Source organism: Pseudomonas fluorescens (assembly GCF_902497785.1).
GTDB classification, from domain to species: Bacteria; Pseudomonadota; Gammaproteobacteria; order Pseudomonadales; family Pseudomonadaceae; genus Aquipseudomonas; species Aquipseudomonas fluorescens_BO.
Genome location: NZ_CABVHK010000009.1, coordinates 264720 through 282386, shown reverse-complemented (window position 1 = coordinate 282386; position 17667 = coordinate 264720). Strand labels below are relative to the sequence as shown.

Sequence of the window (17667 nt, the reverse complement as noted above, 5' to 3'; positions counted from 1 at the left end):
CAAAAGATCGCAGCCTTCGGCAGTTCCTACAGGGGTGCTTTCAATTAATGCGCCTCGCCAGCCTTAAGCCCCGCCGGCAACTGCTTGGTCAACAACACCGCCAGCATGCTGATCCCCAGCGCAATCCCGACAAAGTGAAACGCATCGTTATACGCCATGATCGACGCCTGCTGATGGGCAATCTCGCTGAGCTTGCCCAGCGCCGCTGTTTCACTGCCGAAGCGCTCCGTCAGGGACGTAATCCGTTCGGCAACCTGCGGGTTGCTCGGCACTATCGCCTCACGCAAATAATCAAAGTAGGTCTTTGTGCGCGCGTCCAGCAATGTGGCGAGGAGGGCGATGCCGATGGCGCCGCCGAGGTTGCGCAGGATGTTGAACAGGCTCGACGCCGAGCCCGCATCCTGCGGCAGAATATAGGCGGTCGCGATCAGCGAAATCGTCACCATGATCAGCGGCTGGCCCAGCGCGCGGATGATCTGGATCTGATTGAACTGCGGCCCGGCGAAATCCGGGTTCAGCACCCCCGAGGAAAAACTCGCCAGCCCGAACAACCCGAAACCCAGGGTGCACAGCCATTTTGGCGAGACGTATTTCATCAGCTTCGGCACCAGCGGAATCAGAAACAGCTGCGGCACGCCCATCCACATGATCACTTCGCCGATCTGCAAGGCGTTGTAGTTCTGGATCTGCGCCAGGTACAGCGGCAACAGAAAGATCGAGCCGTACAACCCGACGCCCATGCCGAGGCTGGAAATACTCGATAAACCGAAGTTGCGATTGCCGAGGATGCCGAGGTTGATCAGGGGGTTGGGCTTGGAAAACTGCACGATGACAAACGTGATCAGGCTGACCAGCGCGATACTGCCCAGGGACACGATCAGGTTCGATTCCAGCCAGTCCTTGCGATGACCTTCCTCGAGAAAAACCTGCAAACAACCAAGGCCGATACCGAGGGTGAGAATCCCGGTGTAGTCGGTGCTTTTCAGCAATTCCCAGTGCGCTTCTTTCTTTTCCAGCCCATACATCAGGCCGGCGATCATGATCAGGCCCGGTGGGATGTTGATGTAGAAGATGTATTCCCAGCCCCAGTTTTCGGTCAGCCAGCCGCCAAGCGTCGGGCCGATGGAGGGCGCAAACGTCGCCGTCATCGCGAACATGGCCATGCCTTTGGCGCGGTGGTGTTCGGGAAGTTTGATCAGCGTGAGGGTGAACGCCAGCGGAATCAGCGCGCCACCGGTGAAACCTTGCAAGGCGCGGAACACGATCATGCTTTCCAGGCTCCACGCCATCGAGCACAGCAGTGATGCGGCCAGAAACCCGAGCGACACCCACACCGCCAGACGCCGGGCAGACAGCAGCTGCACCAGCCACGCGGTCAGCGGAATCATGATGATTTCCGCGACCAGGTACGACGTGGAAATCCACGAGCCTTCTTCCAGCGTCGCCGACAGAGCGCCCTGAATATCCTTGAGCGACGAATTGGTGATCTGGATATCGAGCACTGCCATGAAGGCGCCGAGCATCACGCTCATCACCGCGATCCAGTCCCGCCGGGTCGGTTCGCCGACCGGGCGGATCAGTTGATCACCGGCCATCGTCAGGGGCGTCTTTGATGTTCACTTTGGCGGTGACCGACATCCCCGGGCGAATCTTGCCGTGCAGCGGGTTGTCCGCGGCGAAGGTCAGTTTTACCGGAATCCGTTGTACGACTTTGGTGAAGTTGCCCGTGGCATTGTCCGGCGGCAACAGGCTGAACTGCGCGCCTGAAGCAGCAAACAGGCTGTCGACCCGTGCGTCGATTGGCATGTCGCTGTAGGCGTCGAAGGTCAGTTGCGCTTTCTGCCCGGGCTGCATGTGGCCGATCTGGGTTTCCTTGAAGTTGGCCTGAATCCAGATGTCCTGATCCGGGACAATCGATAGCAAATACGCGCCGGCCTGCACGTATTGGCCATTGCGGGCGGCGCGCTGGCCGATCAGGCCGCTGATCGGCGCGTGGATTTCGCTGCGGGTCAGGTTCAGTTCGGCCTGGGCCAGGTCGGTTCTGGCGTTGGCAATCATGGCTTCGAGGCGTTTGATCTCGGCGCTCAGGGAATTGATTTGCTGGCGCTGGCTCTGGGCGTCGGCCTGGGCTTTTGTCACCTGCGAGCGGGCGATGTGGTTGTCGGCGGACAGGGTGGTGACGCGTTCTTCGGACACGTAACCGGGTTTACGCAGGGTTTGCGCCCGGGACAAATCGATTTGCGAGCGCCCGAGGCTGGCCTGGCTGGAGGCGACTTGCGCATCACTGGCGGCGATCAGGCTGGCTTGCTGGGTGAGTTTGCTCTGGGCTTGCAGGCGTTCGGCCTGGCGGGTAGCGAGGGCGGCATTGGCGCGGTCGACGGCGAGGTGGAAGTCATCGCCCTCCAGTCTGATCAGCAATTGGCCTTTTTCGACGTGCTGATTGTCCTGCACCAGCACCTGATCGATGCGCGCGCCCAGTTGGCTCGACACGCGGGTGATCTCGCCCTGGACATAGGCGTTGTCAGTGCTTTCATAAAACCGTCCCTTGAAAAACCACTGGGCGAAAAAGCCCCCGGCAATCAGCAGGACGATCAACAGGAAAATAAACAGGCGACGCTTGAGTTGGGCAGGCATGGGGCAAACTGTAGTCGAGAAATTGTAAGGAAAGTTATCAGCAGGGGAATTTGGCATACAGTCGATAGTGGGTAAATGCCATCGGTTGATAATCCATCATTCAGCGCCGCTCAGGCCTGTTGTAGACGCAAACTTGGCTTAAATGCCCTGCTCACTGGAGCCGGGCGGGCAACGCCTGTTACCATTCGCCCTTTGTTTTATCTTCATTTCGAGACTTGCCATGACCACCGTCCGCACGCGCATCGCGCCATCGCCTACCGGGGACCCCCACGTAGGTACCGCTTACATCGCTTTGTTCAACTATTGCTTTGCCAAGCAGCACGGTGGCGAGTTCATCCTGCGGATTGAAGACACCGATCAGTTGCGTTCGACCCGCGAGTCCGAACAGCAGATTTTCGACGCCCTGCGCTGGTTGGGTATCGACTGGAGCGAAGGTCCGGACGTTGGCGGCCCGCACGGTCCGTATCGTCAAAGCGAGCGCGGCGAGATCTATCAGAAGTACTGCCAGCAGTTGGTCGAGATGGGCCATGCCTTCCCGTGCTTCTGCACCGCCGAAGAGCTGGACCAGATGCGCGCCGAGCAAATGGCTCGCGGCGAAACCCCGCGTTACGACGGCCGGGCACTGCTGTTGTCGGCGGAAGAAGTCGCCCGTCGTCTGGCAGCTGGCGAGCCGCACGTGATCCGCATGAAAGTGCCGAGCGAAGGTGTGTGCGTGGTTCCGGACATGCTGCGTGGCGACGTCGAAATCCCGTGGGATCGCATGGACATGCAAGTGCTGATGAAGACCGACGGCTTGCCGACGTACTTCCTGGCCAACGTGGTCGACGACCACCTGATGGGCATCACCCATGTCCTGCGCGGCGAAGAGTGGCTGCCCTCGGCGCCGAAACTGATTCTGCTATACGAATACTTCGGCTGGGAACAACCGGAGCTGTGCTACATGCCGCTGCTGCGTAATCCGGACAAGAGCAAGCTGTCCAAGCGCAAGAACCCGACCTCGGTGACCTTTTACGAGCGCATGGGCTTCATGCCGGAAGCGATGCTCAACTACCTTGGTCGCATGGGTTGGTCGATGCCGGACGAGCGCGAGAAATTCTCGCTGCAGGAGATGGTCGATCACTTCGACCTGAGCCGCGTTTCCCTCGGCGGGCCGATTTTTGATATCGAGAAGTTGTCGTGGCTCAACGGTCAATGGTTGCGTGACCTGCCGGTGGAAGAGTTCGCCAGCCGCTTGCAAACCTGGGCGTTGAACCCTGAATACATGATGAAGATCGCGCCGCATGTTCAGGGCCGCGTTGAAACCTTCAGCCAGGTCGCGCCGCTGGCCGGGTTCTTCTTCGCCGGCGGCGTGAACCCGGATGCCAAGCTGTTTGAATCGAAGAAACTATCGGGCGATCAGGTTCGTCAGTTGATGCAGTTGATTCTGTGGAAACTGGAAAGCCTGCGTCAGTGGGAAAAGGACAGCATCACCGCGACGATCCAGGCGGTGGTCGAATCACTGGAGCTGAAACTGCGAGACGCCATGCCGCTGATGTTCGCGGCGATCACTGGCCAGGCCAGCTCGGTGTCGGTGCTCGACGCGATGGAAATTCTCGGTCCCGACCTGACCCGCTTCCGCTTGCGCCAGGCCATCGACTTGCTCGGTGGCGTGTCGAAAAAAGAAAACAAGGAATGGGAAAAACTCCTGGCCAACATCGCCTGACCACGGATCGTAGGAGCTTCCGAAGGCTGCGATCTTTTGATCCTGCACTTGGTGCTCCTGAAAAGATCGCAGGCTTCGCCAGCTCCTACGGGGCCTGCGTTCTTCGCCTAATGGCCCGAATTTACGGGGGAGGGCGGTAAGTGATTGTTATGTCGGCAAAAAACTTTGGAAATAGTTAAAAATAAATTTGACACGTTTCCGATGCGCCATTAAGATTCGCCCCGTCCTCAGCGATGAGGGGCTATAGCTCAGCTGGGAGAGCGCTTGCATGGCATGCAAGAGGTCGACGGTTCGATCCCGTCTAGCTCCACCAATTTACACTTCAAGGTCTGGCCACACCGGCCTTGAAGCGATCAACACTCAGTGCTGATCTGTTGTATAGAAGGGTTTGCGTCCCCTTCGTCTAGTGGCCTAGGACACCGCCCTTTCACGGCGGTAACAGGGGTTCGAGTCCCCTAGGGGACGCCAGTTTTACAGAAGCAGTGTTGCAAGATGCTGCTCCGCCGCCAGGCGATAAATCGGGGCTATAGCTCAGCTGGGAGAGCGCCTGCATGGCATGCAGGAGGTCAACGGTTCGATCCCGTTTAGCTCCACCAATTTTACAGTTCAAGGTCTGGCCACACCGGCCTTGAATCGATCAGCTCTCAGCGCTGATCAGTTGTATAGAAGGTTTTGCGTCCCCTTCGTCTAGTGGCCTAGGACACCGCCCTTTCACGGCGGTAACAGGGGTTCGAGTCCCCTAGGGGACGCCACGATTACCCGCTCTGCGGGATTTTATAAGGGTCATTCAATTATTGAATGGCCCTTTTGTTTGTCTGGCATTTGGCCAAATCCCTCATTTTCTCTCACACTGCACTTCAGACCAGCGGTCACATTCACGACTTGCGGAAAATTATTATGAGAATAATATTCTAGTCGTAATATTCGGAGGCAACGATGAACGATAAAAAAGCTCAAACCCGCGAACGCATCCTCAAGGCCGCGAGCGCAGCGCTGATTCAGCGCGGCCCGGCCGAGCCGAGTGTGGGCGAAGTGATGGGCGCGGCTGGCCTGACGGTCGGCGGCTTCTACGCACACTTCGAAAGCAAGGACGCAATGATGCTGGAAGCGTTCAAGCAACTGCTCGGTCACCGCCGTGGCTTGATCGCCGACATGGACGCCGAATTGACCGGCGAGGAGCGTCGCGCGTTGGTCGCCGCGTTCTACCTGTCACGCAAACACCGGGATTCTTCTGAGTCGGCCTGCCCGATTCCGGCCTCGGTCGGCGAGTTGGGGCGTCTGCCGGACGCGTTTCGTGTGGCGTTGAATGAGCATGTGGAAATGATGGTCGCGCAGTTGGCGGCCAGCCCGGAAGACACCGACAAAGCCTTGGCCGATATGGCCTTGATGGTCGGTGGTCTGGCTCTGGCACGGGCGCTGGGGCCGGGAGAGTTGTCCGATCGATTGCTGCGCGCCGCCAAATCGGCGGTGCTATGACCTGAAGGCAGTGGCCTGAGGAGTGAGAGCGATGAGCACGTTGAAGTGGGTTCGTGGCGTTAATGGCACCTTGGGCTGGTTTGCACCGAAACTGGTCGCAAGCAAAATGCGACTGGCGTTCATGACGCCGCGGGATCTGCCGCCGCGTGATTGGGAATTGCCGTTATTGGCGAAATCCGAACGCATCACTTTGCGCTTTGGCCTCTCGGCGCTGCGCTGGGGACAAGGCCCGGCAGTGTTACTGATGCACGGCTGGGAAGGCCGGCCGACGCAATTTGCCAGCCTGATCACGGCGCTGGTGGATGCCGGTTACACCGTGGTCGCCCTGGACGGCCCGGCGCATGGTCGCTCGCCCGGTAGCGAAGCGAACGTCGTGCTGTTCGCCCGAGCCATGCTGGAGGCCGCGGCGGAGTTGCCGCCGCTGCAAGCCGTCATCGGTCACTCCATGGGCGGCGCCAGTGCCATGCTTGCCGTACAACTGGGCCTGCGCACTGAAACCCTGGTGACGATCGCCGCGCCGGCGCGGATTCTCGGGGTTTTGCGCGGTTTCGCCCGCTACGTTCGACTGCCGCCAAAAGCCCGCTCGGCGTTTATTCGTCAGGTTGAACAAGACGTTGGCATGCGCGCGGCGACACTTGATGTCGCGCACTATCAACTCGACATGCCGGGCCTGATCGTTCATGCCGAGGATGATCGGTTTGTCTCGGTCAAGGAATCTTCACTGATCCACGAAGCCTGGTTCGACAGCCGGTTGCTGCGTCTGGAGGAGGGCGGTCACCAGCGCGTGCTGGCGGACCCTCGGGTAATTGATAGCGTGTTATCACTGCTGGCCGGCCGCAGCCTGCAATCGCGCCAATCGGCCTGAGCATCCGTTACACTGCCCCGGTCGAAACAATCTGACCGGGAGTGGGCATGGGCTGGGATCGGGCAACGCCGTTTATCATTGATCTGGAAGTGGGCGCCGAAGACATCGACGGGCTGGGCCACGCGAACAACGCGGTCTACGTCACCTGGCTCGAACGCTGCGCGTGGCGCCACTCCCAGCGCCTGGGCCTGGATCTGGTCGAGTACCGGCGGCTGGATCGGGCGATGGCGGTGGTGCGGCACGAGATCGATTACCTGGCCGCGGCCTATGAAGGCGATGAGTTGCAATTGGCGACCTGGATCGTCGACTGGGACCAGCGGCTCAAAATGACCCGGCACTTCCAGCTCAAGCGCCCGAGCGACAACACCACGTTGCTGCGGGCGCAAACCACCTTTGTTTGCATCGAATTGTCCACGGGCAAGCCCAAGCGCATGCCGGCAGAGTTTATCGAAGGCTATGGCCCGGCGTTGCAAATAGCGATTTGACATCTCTCTTCCCGTAGGAGCTGCCGAAGGCTGCGATCTTTTGATCTTTAAGCCTGTATGTCATTGCAGGATCAAGATCAAAAGATCGCAGCCTTCGGCAGCTCCTACGGGGTTACCTTTCTTACGGCGCAATCCAGTAAACTGCCGCACGTTTTTCGTCGAGTGTGTTTTTCATGCAAATTGCTTTGGCGCCCATGGAGGGGTTGGTCGACAACATCCTGCGGGACGTGCTGACCCGTGTGGGCGGTATCGATTGGTGCGTGACCGAGTTCATCCGGATCAACGACCAGCTGCTCACCCCTGCCTATTTCCACAAGTTCGGACCTGAGTTGCTGACAGGCGCGCGCACTGCGTCCGGCGTGCCGTTGCGCGTGCAGCTCTTGGGTTCTGACCCGGTGTGCCTGGCGGAAAACGCAGCGCTGGCCTGCGAACTCGGCAGCGAAGTGATCGACCTGAATTTCGGTTGCCCGGCCAAGACCGTCAACAAATCCCGTGGCGGTGCGGTGCTGCTCAAGGAACCCGAGCTGCTCAACCAGATCGTCGAACATGTCCGTCGCGCGGTTCCCGCGCACATTCCGGTCACCGCCAAAATGCGCCTGGGTTTCGACAGTCCCGACGGTTCGCTGGTTTGCGCCACGGCGTTGGCCGAGGGCGGCGCGGCGCACATTGTGGTGCATGCGCGGACCAAAACCGACGGCTACAAACCGCCGGCGCATTGGGAATGGATTCCGCGGGTGCAGGACGTGGTCAAGGTGCCGGTGTTCGCCAATGGTGATATCTGGAGCGTCGAAGACTGGCGTCGTTGCCGCGAAATCAGCGGCGTTGAAGACATCATGCTCGGTCGCGGACTGGTGTCGCGTCCGGACCTGGCCCGGCAAATCGCCGCGGCGCGGGCGGGTGAAGAGGTGGTCGAGATGACCTGGGCCGAGCTGCTGCCGCTGATTCAGGACTTCTGGCTGCAAGCCAAAGCGCAGATGACCCCACGCCAATCGCCGGGTCGCCTGAAGCAGTGGCTGGCGATGCTGACCCGCAATTATCCGGAGGCGGTCGAGCTGTTTACCGTCCTGCGCCGCGAAACCGAACTGGATCAGGTCTCGCGTTTGCTGGGCCTGACAGTGGCTGAAGCGGCCTGAAAAAAATCTTCAAATACGCTCTTGAAAAGTAATTGGCGGTCCTTATCTAGGGTTTACGCGATGCCGAATTCGGGTCGCGGAGATAAAAACCTTGCTGATTTTTTTCAGGAGATTTGAACCATGAACACTGCATTTTCCCTGGCTCCCTTGTTCCGTTCCTCGGTGGGCTTCGACCGTTTCAACGACCTGTTTGAAACCGCACTGCGCAATGAGCCGGGCAGCACTTACCCACCTTACAACGTCGAAAAACACGGTGATGATCAATACCGCATCGTCGTGGCGGCGGCCGGTTTTCAGGAAGAAGACCTGGACCTGCAAGTCGAGAAGGGTGTGCTGACCATCAGTGGCGGCAAGCGCGATGGGACTGAAGGCGTGACCTTCCTGCACCAGGGCATCGCCCAGCGAGCGTTCAAACTGTCGTTCCGCCTGGCCGATCACATCGAGATCAAGGCGGCCGACCTGCGCAACGGTCTGTTGAGCATCGACCTGCTGCGGGTGATTCCGGAAGAGGCGAAAGCCAAACGCATTCCGATCAACGGCGCGGAAAAACCGGCACTGCAGCACTAACGCAAACCAACAAAAAGGGCGCCAATGGCGCCCTTTTTTGCGTCTGTCACCCGTAGGAGCTGCCGAAGGCTGCGATCTTTTGATCTTTAAGCGAGTTGTGTCACTGAAAATCAAAATCAAAATCAAAATCAAAAGATCGCAGCCTTCGGCAGCTCTTACGCCGTCCCCCTTATTTCAAGAGTTTCTGGAAGGACTCCACCGGCAATGGCTGGCTATGCAAATACCCCTGATAAAAATGGCAACCCAGCCCCTGCAAAAACTCCAACTGCTCCGGCGTCTCCACCCCTTCGGCGATGACTTTCAAATCGAGGCTGCGGGCCATGGCGACGATGGCGCGGATGATCTCGGCGTCGTTCGGGTCGGTGGTGGCGTCGCGGATGAACGACTGGTCGATTTTCAGGGTGTCGACCGGCAGGCGCTTTAAGTAGGTCAGCGAGGAGTAACCGGTGCCGAAGTCGTCCATGGCGAAACTCACGCCGAGTTTTTTCAGGCGGTGCATCTTGTTGATGGTGTCTTCCAGGTTCTGGATGACAATGCCTTCGGTGATTTCCAGTTTCAGCAGCGAGGAAGGCAGACCGTGACTGCTGAGGCACTGCTCGATGCGCTCGACGAAGTCGTTCTGGCGAAACTGCCGTGGGCTGATGTTCACGCACAGGCTGAAATTCAGTGGATCGATCAGACCCTCGGCAATCAACGTTTTGAAGGCATTGCAGGCTTCGTCGACAATCCAGGTGCCGACCTCAAGAATCAGGCCGCTATCTTCCAGAACCTTGATGAACTCAGTGGGTGATTGCGCACCGAGCTCCGGGTGGTTCCAGCGCACCAACGCCTCGGCGCCGACAATGCGATTGTCGCGGGCGTCCACCTGAGGCTGGTAATGCACGTCGAATTCGCCCCGGGAAAGCGCCAGGCGCAAATCGGTTTCCATGCGCAGGCGTTCGCTCGCGGCCTTCTGCATGGTGTTGTGATACATCTGCGTGGTGTTGCGCCCCGAATCCTTGGCGCGATACAGCGCGATATCGGCGCGCTTGAGCAGGTCGGTCGGGGTCGAACCGTGATCGGGAATCAGCGCGATGCCGATACTCGGGGTCACTTGCAACCGCTGGCCGTCGAGAAACATCGGCTCGGACAGCAGTTCGCGCAAGGTGTCCGCCAGTTCGCGGACCTGGTCACTGACTTCATTGCGCGAGCCCTCGAGGCCGCTGAGCAGCACCACAAATTCGTCACCGCCCAGCCGCGCCACGGTGTCTTCCATGCGCACACTGGCTTCAAGGCGCGCAGTGATGATTTTCAGCACCGTGTCGCCCACCGGGTGGCCGAGTGAATCATTGATGTGCTTGAAGTGGTCGAGGTCGAGAAACATCAGGGCGCCGCGCAGGTTGTGGCGTTTGAGCAGGGCGATCTGCTGGCTCAGGCGGTCCATCAGCAGCGCGCGATTGGGCAGATTGGTCAGCGGGTCGTGATAGGCCAGGTGACGGATCTGCGCTTCGGCGTTTTTCAGCAGGCTGACGTCACGCGCGGTCAGCAGCAGGCAAGCGGTTTCGTTGAGGGTGATGGGCTCCACCGAGACTTCGACGGTCAGCAACTCGCCGCGCTTGTTGCGACCGAGCATTTCCTGGTGATGCACCCGACCCTTGATCTGTAGCTCGGCCAGCAACGCTGAACGTTGTTTCTCTTCCGCCCAGATGCCGACTTGATACACCGTGCGGCCGATCACCTCGTCGGCGCGATAACCCGTCAGGCGGCAGAAACCATCGTTAACCTCCAGATAGCGCCCGGTGTCGCGCTCGGTGATGGTGATGGCGTCGGGACTGGAGTGAAAGGCTTTGGCGAACTTCTCTTCGCTGGCCTTGAGCGCCGCTTCGGAACGTTGCTGCTGGGTGATGTCGCGCAAGGTGGTGACGATGCACGGCTGATTGCCGACGTTGATCTGGCGACTGGAAATCACGCAGGTCAGCGGTTGGCCGTCCTTGTGCTGCACGAGGATGGCGACGTTGTTCAGGCCCTGTTCGCGGATGACCTGTTCGATCCGGCGCAGGCTTTTTGCAGTCGCGTCCCACAGGCCGATTTCGTCAGCCGTGCGGCCGATGACTTCGGCGGTACTCCAGCCGAAGGTCTGGGTAAAACTGGAATTGATTTCGATGAACTGGCCGGTGTCCTGGCGGGTGACGCAAATCGGGTCCGGACTGACTTGAAACAGCGTCGCAAATTTCTCTTCGGAGGCGACCAGTTTTTGTTCGCGTTCCACCTGGTCGGTGATGTCCAGCAAGGTGCCCGCCATGCGCAGCGGCACACCGTTTTCATCGCGATAGAGCCGGGCGCGGCTTTCCAGATAACGGGAAGTGCCGTCCTCCAGCTGCACGCGGTAGGTCAGTTGATAGTTGCCGGCCGGGCCTTCGCGCAGGCTGCGGTAAGCGTCGCGCATGCTGTCGCGTTCTTCGCCGGGCACGCCTTCGAAAAACTCTTCGAACGATTCATGGAAGGGCTTCGCTTCCATCCCGTGCAACTGCGCGGCGCGTGCCGAGCCATAGAGCATACCGCTGGGAATGTGCCAGTCCCAAGTGCCCAGTTGTGCCGAATCCAGGGCCAGGTCGAGGCGCTCCTGGCTGTCTTTCAGGGCGAGTTCGGCGGCCTTGCTTTCCGTGGTGTCGAGGAAGGTGCTGAGCAGATAGGGCTGCCCCTCGAGCTCGACTTTTTGCGCGCTGAGAATGCCGTCATGGACCTGGCCATTGCTCGCGCGAAACTGCACTTCCATGCTGACCAGATCGCCTTTGGCCTTGGTCGCCTTGACCAGTTTTTCCCGTTGCTCCGGGTGCACCCACAAACCCAGTTCGAGGGTGGTGCGGCCAATCGCATTTTGCACCGGCCAGCCGAACAGGCTTTCGAAATACTGGTTGGCTTCGGTGATCAGGCCGTCTTCCTGACGGGTCAGCAAGACCATGTTCGGGCATAGATGAAACAACGTCGCGAAGCGTTTTTCCGAGCTGCTCAGTGCCTGTTCGCGCTGGCGTTGATGGGTGATCTCGCGGATAACCCCGATCATCCGCGGGCGCCCGTCTTTGTCCGGCAGCAGGCTGCCGTTTATCTCCAGCCAGTGCAGGCTGCCGTCGGGCCACCGAATGCGGTGGTGCATGGCCTGTTCCAGGGGAGCGCCGGCAATCACGGCGTGGAACGCGCGAATGGTTTTGGCCCGGTCTTCGGGCGGCAACAGGTCGAGGTATTCCAGATCGGCCGGCAACGGCTGGTGGGGATCGAAACCGAACAGTGCCTGCGTACCCCGCGACCAGCTGATCTGCCCGCGTTCGATGTCCCAATACCAGGCGCCCAAACGCGCGCCGTTAAGGGCGGCGAGTAATTGTGGTGCGCTTTCCCAGCTCTGCTCGGACCGTTTCGGGTCAAGCGCCTGAATACGTGGCATCGGCGGAATACGGTCAACAGATTTCGGCATTGGCAAGCCTTGGGCTGATGTGGGTGTTAGGCACAGACATTCGCGGCTCTATCGCAGTAGCACTCGTTAGCCTTGAGTCCCTGGCCGTTCGATTTGCGCATCCAGTAAAGCCATGAAGGCCCGTGCTGCGTTCGATAGCGTCCGTTCGGTGTGCAAGATATAGCCTAGCTGGCGAGTGAGCTGTATGCCCGGCAAAGGTATGCGCGCCACTTGATCATCGAGCATGGTTCGCGGCAACACACTCCAGGCCAGGCCGATCGACACCATCATCTTGATGGTTTCCAGATAATTGGTGCTCATGGCGATATTCGGCACCAGGTTTTGTGCTTCGAACAGCCGATGGACGATGTGGTGAGTAAAGGTGTTGCCGCCGGGAAATACCGCTGGATGGAGGGCGATGTCCGCGAGGGTGACCGGTCCATTGCTGATCAGTGAATGCTCCGGGGCAACCACGAAATCCAGTGGGTCGTCCCAGACCGGTGTGGCTTTGACCAGGGTGTGGGGCTCGGGCGCCAGGGTGATGACCGCCAGTTCCGCCCGGCCATGGAGGATTTCTTCGTAGGCCACTTCCGAATCGAGGAACTGAATATCCAGCGCCACTTGTGGGTAACGTCGAGTGAACTCCCTTAATAGAGGGGGCAAGCGGTGCAGGCCGATGTGGTGACTGGTGGCCAGGGTCAGCCGCCCGGTCACTTCGCCGGTGAGGTTGGTCAGCGCGCGGCGGGTGTCGTCCAGCACATTGAGAATCTGGTAGGCCCGCGGCAGCAGGGCGCGACCGGCCTCGGTCAGGCCGACTTCGCGCCCGAGGCGATCAAACAGGCGCACCTTCAACTGTTGTTCCAGCCCGGCAATGCGCTTGCTGATCGCCGGCTGCGTCAGGTGCAACCGTTCCCCGGCACCGGAGAAGCTTCCCGTCTCGGCAATAGCGATAAAGGCATTGAGGTTGGCGAGGTCCATTGATGTATTCCAGTTGGTTATCCAAAGCATAAAAAATATGAATTTGAGTTATTTAATGTAACCCCCTAGGATCGACCTCACAAGCCGAAGGGTCTCTCACGATCCAGGGCATAGAAACACGCTGATGAGGAAACCGTCTGATGGCCGGCAAAACGCTCTACGACAAACTCTGGGATTCGCACTTGGTTAAACAGCGCGACGATGGCTCTGCGCTGATTTACATCGATCGTCACATCATTCACGAAGTGACTTCGCCGCAAGCCTTCGAAGGCCTGCGTCTTGCCGGGCGCAAGCCATGGCGCATCGATGCCAACATCGCGACCCCGGACCACAACGTACCGACCACGCCGGAGCGCAAGGGCGGGATCGAAGCCATTGCCGACCAGGTCTCGCGTTTGCAGGTTCAGACCCTCGACGATAACTGCGACGAATATGGCATCGTCGAATTCAAGATGAATGACGTGCGTCAAGGCATCGTTCACGTGATCGGCCCGGAGCAGGGCGCGACCTTGCCGGGCATGACCGTGGTCTGTGGTGATTCTCACACCTCGACCCACGGCGCTTTCGGCGCGCTGGCTCACGGCATCGGCACTTCCGAGGTCGAGCACGTGCTTGCCACTCAGTGCCTGGTCGCCAAGAAAATGAAGAACATGCGGGTGTCGGTCGAAGGCCAGTTGCCGTTCGGCGTGACCGCCAAGGACATCGTTCTCGCCGTGATCGGCAAGATCGGCACCGCCGGCGGTAACGGCCATGCCATCGAATTCGCCGGCAGCGCGATTCGCGATCTGTCGGTCGAAGGCCGCATGACCATCTGCAACATGTCCATCGAGGCTGGCGCACGCGTGGGGCTGGTGGCGGCGGATGAAAAAACCGTGGCCTACGTGAAGGGCCGTCCATTCGCCCCGAAAGGCGCGGAATGGGACCTGGCCGTCGAAGCGTGGAAAGACCTGGTAACGGATGAAGATGCCAAATTCGACACCATCGTCGAACTCGACGCCACCCAGATCAAACCGCAAGTCAGCTGGGGCACGTCGCCTGAGATGGTCCTGGCCGTCGATCAGAACGTTCCGGACCCTGCGCAGGAGATGGATCTGGTCAAGCGCGGTTCCATTGAGCGCGCCTTGAAGTACATGGGTTTGACTGCCAATCAGGCGATCACCGACATTCAACTGGACCGTGTGTTCATCGGCTCCTGCACCAACTCGCGGATCGAAGATTTGCGCGCTGCCGCCGTCATCGCCAAGGGTCGCAAAGTGGCGTCGACCATCAAGCAGGCCATCGTGGTGCCGGGCTCGGGCCTGGTAAAGGCGCAGGCGGAATCCGAAGGTCTGGACAAGATTTTCCTCGAGGCCGGTTTCGAATGGCGTGAGCCGGGTTGCTCGATGTGCCTGGCGATGAACCCGGACCGTTTGGAATCGGGCGAGCATTGCGCGTCGACCTCCAACCGCAACTTCGAAGGCCGGCAGGGCGCCGGTGGTCGTACTCACCTGGTGAGCCCGGCCATGGCCGCCGCCGCCGCGGTGAACGGGCGTTTCATCGACGTCCGTGAATTGACTCAGGGAGCGCAGTAAACATGAGAGCTTTTACCCAGCACACCGGCCTTGTCGCGCCTCTGGATCGTGCCAACGTCGACACCGACCAGATCATTCCGAAGCAATTCCTGAAGTCGATCAAGCGCACGGGTTTCGGCCCGAACCTGTTCGATGAATGGCGTTACCTGGACGTCGGGCAGCCGTATCAGGACAACTCCAAGCGCCCGCTGAACAAGGACTTTGTGCTCAACGCCGAGCGTTATCAAGGCGCCAGCGTATTGCTCGCCCGGGAAAACTTCGGTTGCGGTTCCAGCCGCGAACACGCGCCGTGGGCGCTGGAAGAGTACGGTTTCCGCAGCATCATTGCGCCGAGCTATGCCGACATTTTCTTCAACAACAGCTTCAAGAACGGCCTGCTGCCGATCATCCTCAGTGACGCTGACGTGGATGAGTTGTTCAAGCAGGTCGAAGCGAATCCTGGCTATCAGTTGCAGGTCGATCTGCAAGCCCAGACCGTGACCCGTCCGGATGGCAAGGTGTTGAGCTTTGAGATTGACGCGTTTCGCAAGCATTGCCTGCTCAACGGGCTGGACGACATCGGCCTGACCTTGCAGGACCATGAGGCGATTGCGACGTTTGAGGCCAAGCATCGTGCTAGCCAGCCTTGGTTGTTTCGTGATGCCTGATGATTTGAGGTGACCCTCAAAAGATCGCAGCCTTCGGCAGCTCCTACAGGTGCATGCCATTCCATGTAGGAGCTGCCGAAGGCTGCGATCTTTTGCCTGAGAAAACAGCTCCTACAGGTGCATGCCATTCCATGTAGGAGCTGCCGAAGGCTGCGATCTTTTGATCTTGAGAAAACGGCAACCCCAAAAAGGAATTCCCATGACCCGCACCGCCCAACACACCCAAGTCGTCCAGAAGCAATTCGGTGAACAGGCCGCGGCCTACCTGAGCAGCGCTGTCCACGCTCAAGGCACTGAATTTGCTCTGCTACAGGCTGAGCTGGCCGGGCAGGGCGATGCACGCGTGCTGGACTTGGGGTGCGGCGCCGGACATGTGAGTTTTCACGTCGCCTCGCTGGTCAGGGAAGTGGTGGCGTACGACCTGTCACCACAAATGCTCGACGTGGTGACCGCTGCCGCCGTCGATCGTGGCTTGAGCAACGTGTCCACGGTCCTCGGTGCCGCCGAACACTTGCCGTTCGCCGATGGCGAGTTCGATTTCGTCTTCAGCCGCTATTCGGCGCACCATTGGAGCGATCTCGGCCAGGCCTTGCGTGAAGTGCGTCGGGTGCTCAAGCCGGGTGGTGTGGCGGCGTTCATTGACGTGTTGTCACCGGGCAGCCCGCTGTTCGACACTTACCTGCAAAGCGTCGAAGTGCTGCGCGACACCAGCCATGTGCGCGATTATTCTGCCGGTGAGTGGTTGCGTCAGGTCAGCGAGGCGGGGCTGCACACTCGCAGCACCACCCGTCAACGCCTGCGTCTGGAGTACAACAGTTGGGTCGAACGCATGCGCACACCGCCGGTGATGCGCGCAGCGATCCGCGAGTTGCAGCAGTCGATGGGCAACGAAGTACGCGAATATTTTGAAATTGAGGCCGATGGTTCGTTCAGTACTGATGTGCTGGTGCTATGGGCAGAACGATAAGCGCCGAACGATAGACTTTTTCCGGGTGCGCCCACGGGCGCACCGACTGATGACATGAGGAAAGCATGAGCAAGCAGATTCTGATTCTCCCGGGTGACGGTATCGGCCCGGAAATCATGGCCGAAGCGGTCAAGGTGCTGGAACTGGCCAACGACAAGTACAGCCTCGGCTTCGAGCTGAGCCACGACGTGATCGGCGGCGCGGCCATCGACAAGCACGGCGTGCCGCTGGCCGACGAAACCCTGGAGCGTGCCCGCGCAGCCGACGCGGTTCTGCTGGGCGCTGTGGGCGGCCCGAAATGGGACACCATCGAGCGTGACATCCGCCCTGAGCGCGGCCTGCTGAAAATCCGTGCGCAACTGGGCCTGTTCGGCAACCTGCGCCCGGCCATCCTGTACCCGCAACTGGCCGAGGCTTCGAGCCTGAAACCGGAAATCGTTTCGGGCCTGGATATCCTGATCGTTCGCGAACTGACCGGTGGTATCTACTTCGGCGCGCCGCGTGGCACTCGCACCCTGGAAAATGGCGAGCGTCAGGCGTACGACACGCTGCCCTACAGCGAGAGCGAAATCCGCCGCATCGCCCGTGTCGGTTTCGACATGGCCATGGTGCGTGGCAAGAAGCTGTGCTCGGTGGACAAGGCCAACGTATTGGCGTCCAGCCAGTTGTGGCGTGAAATCGTCGAGCAAGTGGCCAAGGATTACCCGGAAGTCGAACTGAGCCACATGTACGTCGACAACGCCGCCATGCAGCTGGTGCGCGCGCCGAAGCAGTTCGACGTGATCGTCACCGACAACCTGTTTGGCGACATCCTGTCCGACCAGGCGTCGATGCTCACCGGTTCCATCGGCATGCTGCCGTCGGCGTCGCTCGATACGCACAACAAAGGCATGTACGAGCCGTGCCACGGTTCGGCGCCGGACATCGCGGGCCAAGGCATTGCCAACCCGCTGGCGACCATTTTGTCGGTGTCGATGATGTTGCGTTACAGCTTCAATCAGCAGTCCGCAGCGGATGCGATCGAGAAGGCCGTGAGCCTGGTATTGGATCAAGGGCTGCGCACGGGCGACATCTGGTCGGCCGGTTGCACTAAAGTCGGTACGCAGCAAATGGGTGACGCAGTAGTCGCCGCGTTGCGGAATCTGTAATCTCTCGGGCCCGCTGCCACTTTCCACTTCGAAAGCAGCGGCCCACTTTTCAAGAAGGTGTAGTTGC

14 protein-coding genes and 4 tRNA genes are annotated in these 17667 nt (G+C 59.7%); 14 read left to right on the top strand and 4 right to left on the bottom strand.

The window, feature by feature from the left end; translation table 11 throughout:
• Positions 1-44: 44 nt before the first annotated feature.
• Both F8N62_RS15975 and F8N62_RS15970 read right to left on the bottom strand, forming a co-directional pair.
• Positions 45-1535, bottom strand: a complete 1491-nt coding sequence (locus F8N62_RS15975) for an MDR family MFS transporter (protein ID WP_191632385.1) — start codon at positions 1533-1535, stop codon at positions 45-47.
• Positions 1536-1584: 49 nt separating this feature from the next.
• Positions 1585-2634 (bottom strand): HlyD family secretion protein, encoded by a 1050-nt coding sequence (locus F8N62_RS15970; RefSeq protein ID WP_150711580.1) that lies wholly within the window; start codon positions 2632-2634, stop codon positions 1585-1587.
• Between the two features lie 220 nt (positions 2635-2854).
• Between F8N62_RS15970 and gltX the strand changes: the two genes are divergently transcribed.
• The 10 genes from gltX to F8N62_RS15920 all read left to right on the top strand — a co-directional run bounded on the left by gltX (position 2855) and on the right by F8N62_RS15920 (position 8862).
• Entirely contained in the window at positions 2855-4336 is a 1482-nt protein-coding gene (gltX, locus tag F8N62_RS15965) for a glutamate--tRNA ligase (protein WP_150711579.1), read from the top strand.
• A gap of 237 nt (positions 4337-4573) precedes the next feature.
• Positions 4574-4649 (top strand) — tRNA-Ala (locus F8N62_RS15960).
• Positions 4650-4728: 79 nt separating this feature from the next.
• Positions 4729-4804 (top strand) — tRNA-Glu (locus tag F8N62_RS15955).
• 52 nt (positions 4805-4856) lie between these two features.
• Positions 4857-4932 (top strand) — tRNA-Ala (locus F8N62_RS15950).
• 80 nt (positions 4933-5012) lie between these two features.
• Positions 5013-5088, top strand: a tRNA-Glu gene (locus F8N62_RS15945).
• A gap of 184 nt (positions 5089-5272) precedes the next feature.
• Positions 5273-5812, top strand: coding sequence for a TetR/AcrR family transcriptional regulator (locus F8N62_RS15940; protein WP_008028313.1), 540 nt, complete (start codon positions 5273-5275; stop codon positions 5810-5812).
• 31 nt (positions 5813-5843) lie between these two features.
• On the top strand, positions 5844-6677 hold the full coding sequence (locus tag F8N62_RS15935; RefSeq protein WP_150709153.1) for an alpha/beta fold hydrolase: 834 nt from the start codon (positions 5844-5846) through the stop codon (positions 6675-6677).
• A 47-nt stretch (positions 6678-6724) separates the two neighbouring features.
• Complete coding sequence (locus F8N62_RS15930) at positions 6725-7162, top strand: acyl-CoA thioesterase (RefSeq protein WP_150709154.1); 438 nt, start codon at positions 6725-6727, stop codon at positions 7160-7162.
• 173 nt (positions 7163-7335) lie between these two features.
• Positions 7336-8295, top strand: a complete 960-nt coding sequence (locus tag F8N62_RS15925) for a tRNA dihydrouridine synthase (protein WP_150709155.1) — start codon at positions 7336-7338, stop codon at positions 8293-8295.
• A gap of 120 nt (positions 8296-8415) precedes the next feature.
• A complete protein-coding gene (locus tag F8N62_RS15920; protein WP_150709156.1) occupies positions 8416-8862 on the top strand; it encodes an Hsp20 family protein in 447 nt (148 codons plus the stop codon).
• Positions 8863-9031: 169 nt separating this feature from the next.
• Here the strand turns inward: F8N62_RS15920 and F8N62_RS15915 are convergent, their stop codons facing one another.
• Both F8N62_RS15915 and F8N62_RS15910 read right to left on the bottom strand, forming a co-directional pair.
• Entirely contained in the window at positions 9032-12310 is a 3279-nt protein-coding gene (locus tag F8N62_RS15915) for a PAS domain S-box protein (RefSeq protein WP_150709157.1), read from the bottom strand.
• A 66-nt stretch (positions 12311-12376) separates the two neighbouring features.
• Complete coding sequence (locus F8N62_RS15910) at positions 12377-13267, bottom strand: LysR family transcriptional regulator (RefSeq protein WP_150709158.1); 891 nt, start codon at positions 13265-13267, stop codon at positions 12377-12379.
• A 140-nt stretch (positions 13268-13407) separates the two neighbouring features.
• Between F8N62_RS15910 and leuC the strand changes: the two genes are divergently transcribed.
• The 4 genes from leuC (at position 13408) to leuB (ending at position 17600) form a co-directional block, all read left to right on the top strand.
• Positions 13408-14838: a 3-isopropylmalate dehydratase large subunit gene (gene leuC / locus F8N62_RS15905; RefSeq protein ID WP_150709159.1), complete on the top strand. Its 1431-nt coding sequence runs from the start codon at positions 13408-13410 to the stop codon at positions 14836-14838.
• A gap of 2 nt (positions 14839-14840) precedes the next feature.
• A complete protein-coding gene (gene leuD, locus F8N62_RS15900; RefSeq protein ID WP_150709160.1) occupies positions 14841-15485 on the top strand; it encodes a 3-isopropylmalate dehydratase small subunit in 645 nt (214 codons plus the stop codon).
• A gap of 199 nt (positions 15486-15684) precedes the next feature.
• Positions 15685-16452: a class I SAM-dependent methyltransferase gene (locus F8N62_RS15895; protein WP_150709161.1), complete on the top strand. Its 768-nt coding sequence runs from the start codon at positions 15685-15687 to the stop codon at positions 16450-16452.
• 65 nt (positions 16453-16517) lie between these two features.
• Positions 16518-17600, top strand: coding sequence for a 3-isopropylmalate dehydrogenase (gene leuB / locus F8N62_RS15890; RefSeq protein ID WP_150709162.1), 1083 nt, complete (start codon positions 16518-16520; stop codon positions 17598-17600).
• Positions 17601-17667 lie beyond the last annotated feature (67 nt).

Bases quoted from the DNA above. Each gene is read 5' to 3' on its own strand.
- F8N62_RS15910 (WP_150709158.1), bottom strand. From the start codon at position 13,267: ATGGACCTCGCCAACCTCAATGCCTTTATCGCTATTGCCGAGACGGGA.
- F8N62_RS15925 (WP_150709155.1), top strand. From the start codon at position 7,336: ATGCAAATTGCTTTGGCGCCCATGGAGGGGTTGGTCGACAACATCCTG.
- leuC (WP_150709159.1), top strand. From the start codon at position 13,408: ATGGCCGGCAAAACGCTCTACGACAAACTCTGGGATTCGCACTTGGTT.
- F8N62_RS15970 (WP_150711580.1), bottom strand. From the start codon at position 2,634: ATGCCTGCCCAACTCAAGCGTCGCCTGTTTATTTTCCTGTTGATCGTC.
- F8N62_RS15935 (WP_150709153.1), top strand. From the start codon at position 5,844: ATGAGCACGTTGAAGTGGGTTCGTGGCGTTAATGGCACCTTGGGCTGG.
- leuB (WP_150709162.1), top strand. From the start codon at position 16,518: ATGAGCAAGCAGATTCTGATTCTCCCGGGTGACGGTATCGGCCCGGAA.
- F8N62_RS15930 (WP_150709154.1), top strand. From the start codon at position 6,725: ATGGGCTGGGATCGGGCAACGCCGTTTATCATTGATCTGGAAGTGGGC.
- F8N62_RS15915 (WP_150709157.1), bottom strand. From the start codon at position 12,310: ATGCCGAAATCTGTTGACCGTATTCCGCCGATGCCACGTATTCAGGCG.
- F8N62_RS15920 (WP_150709156.1), top strand. From the start codon at position 8,416: ATGAACACTGCATTTTCCCTGGCTCCCTTGTTCCGTTCCTCGGTGGGC.
- F8N62_RS15895 (WP_150709161.1), top strand. From the start codon at position 15,685: ATGACCCGCACCGCCCAACACACCCAAGTCGTCCAGAAGCAATTCGGT.
- leuD (WP_150709160.1), top strand. From the start codon at position 14,841: ATGAGAGCTTTTACCCAGCACACCGGCCTTGTCGCGCCTCTGGATCGT.
- F8N62_RS15940 (WP_008028313.1), top strand. From the start codon at position 5,273: ATGAACGATAAAAAAGCTCAAACCCGCGAACGCATCCTCAAGGCCGCG.
- gltX (WP_150711579.1), top strand. From the start codon at position 2,855: ATGACCACCGTCCGCACGCGCATCGCGCCATCGCCTACCGGGGACCCC.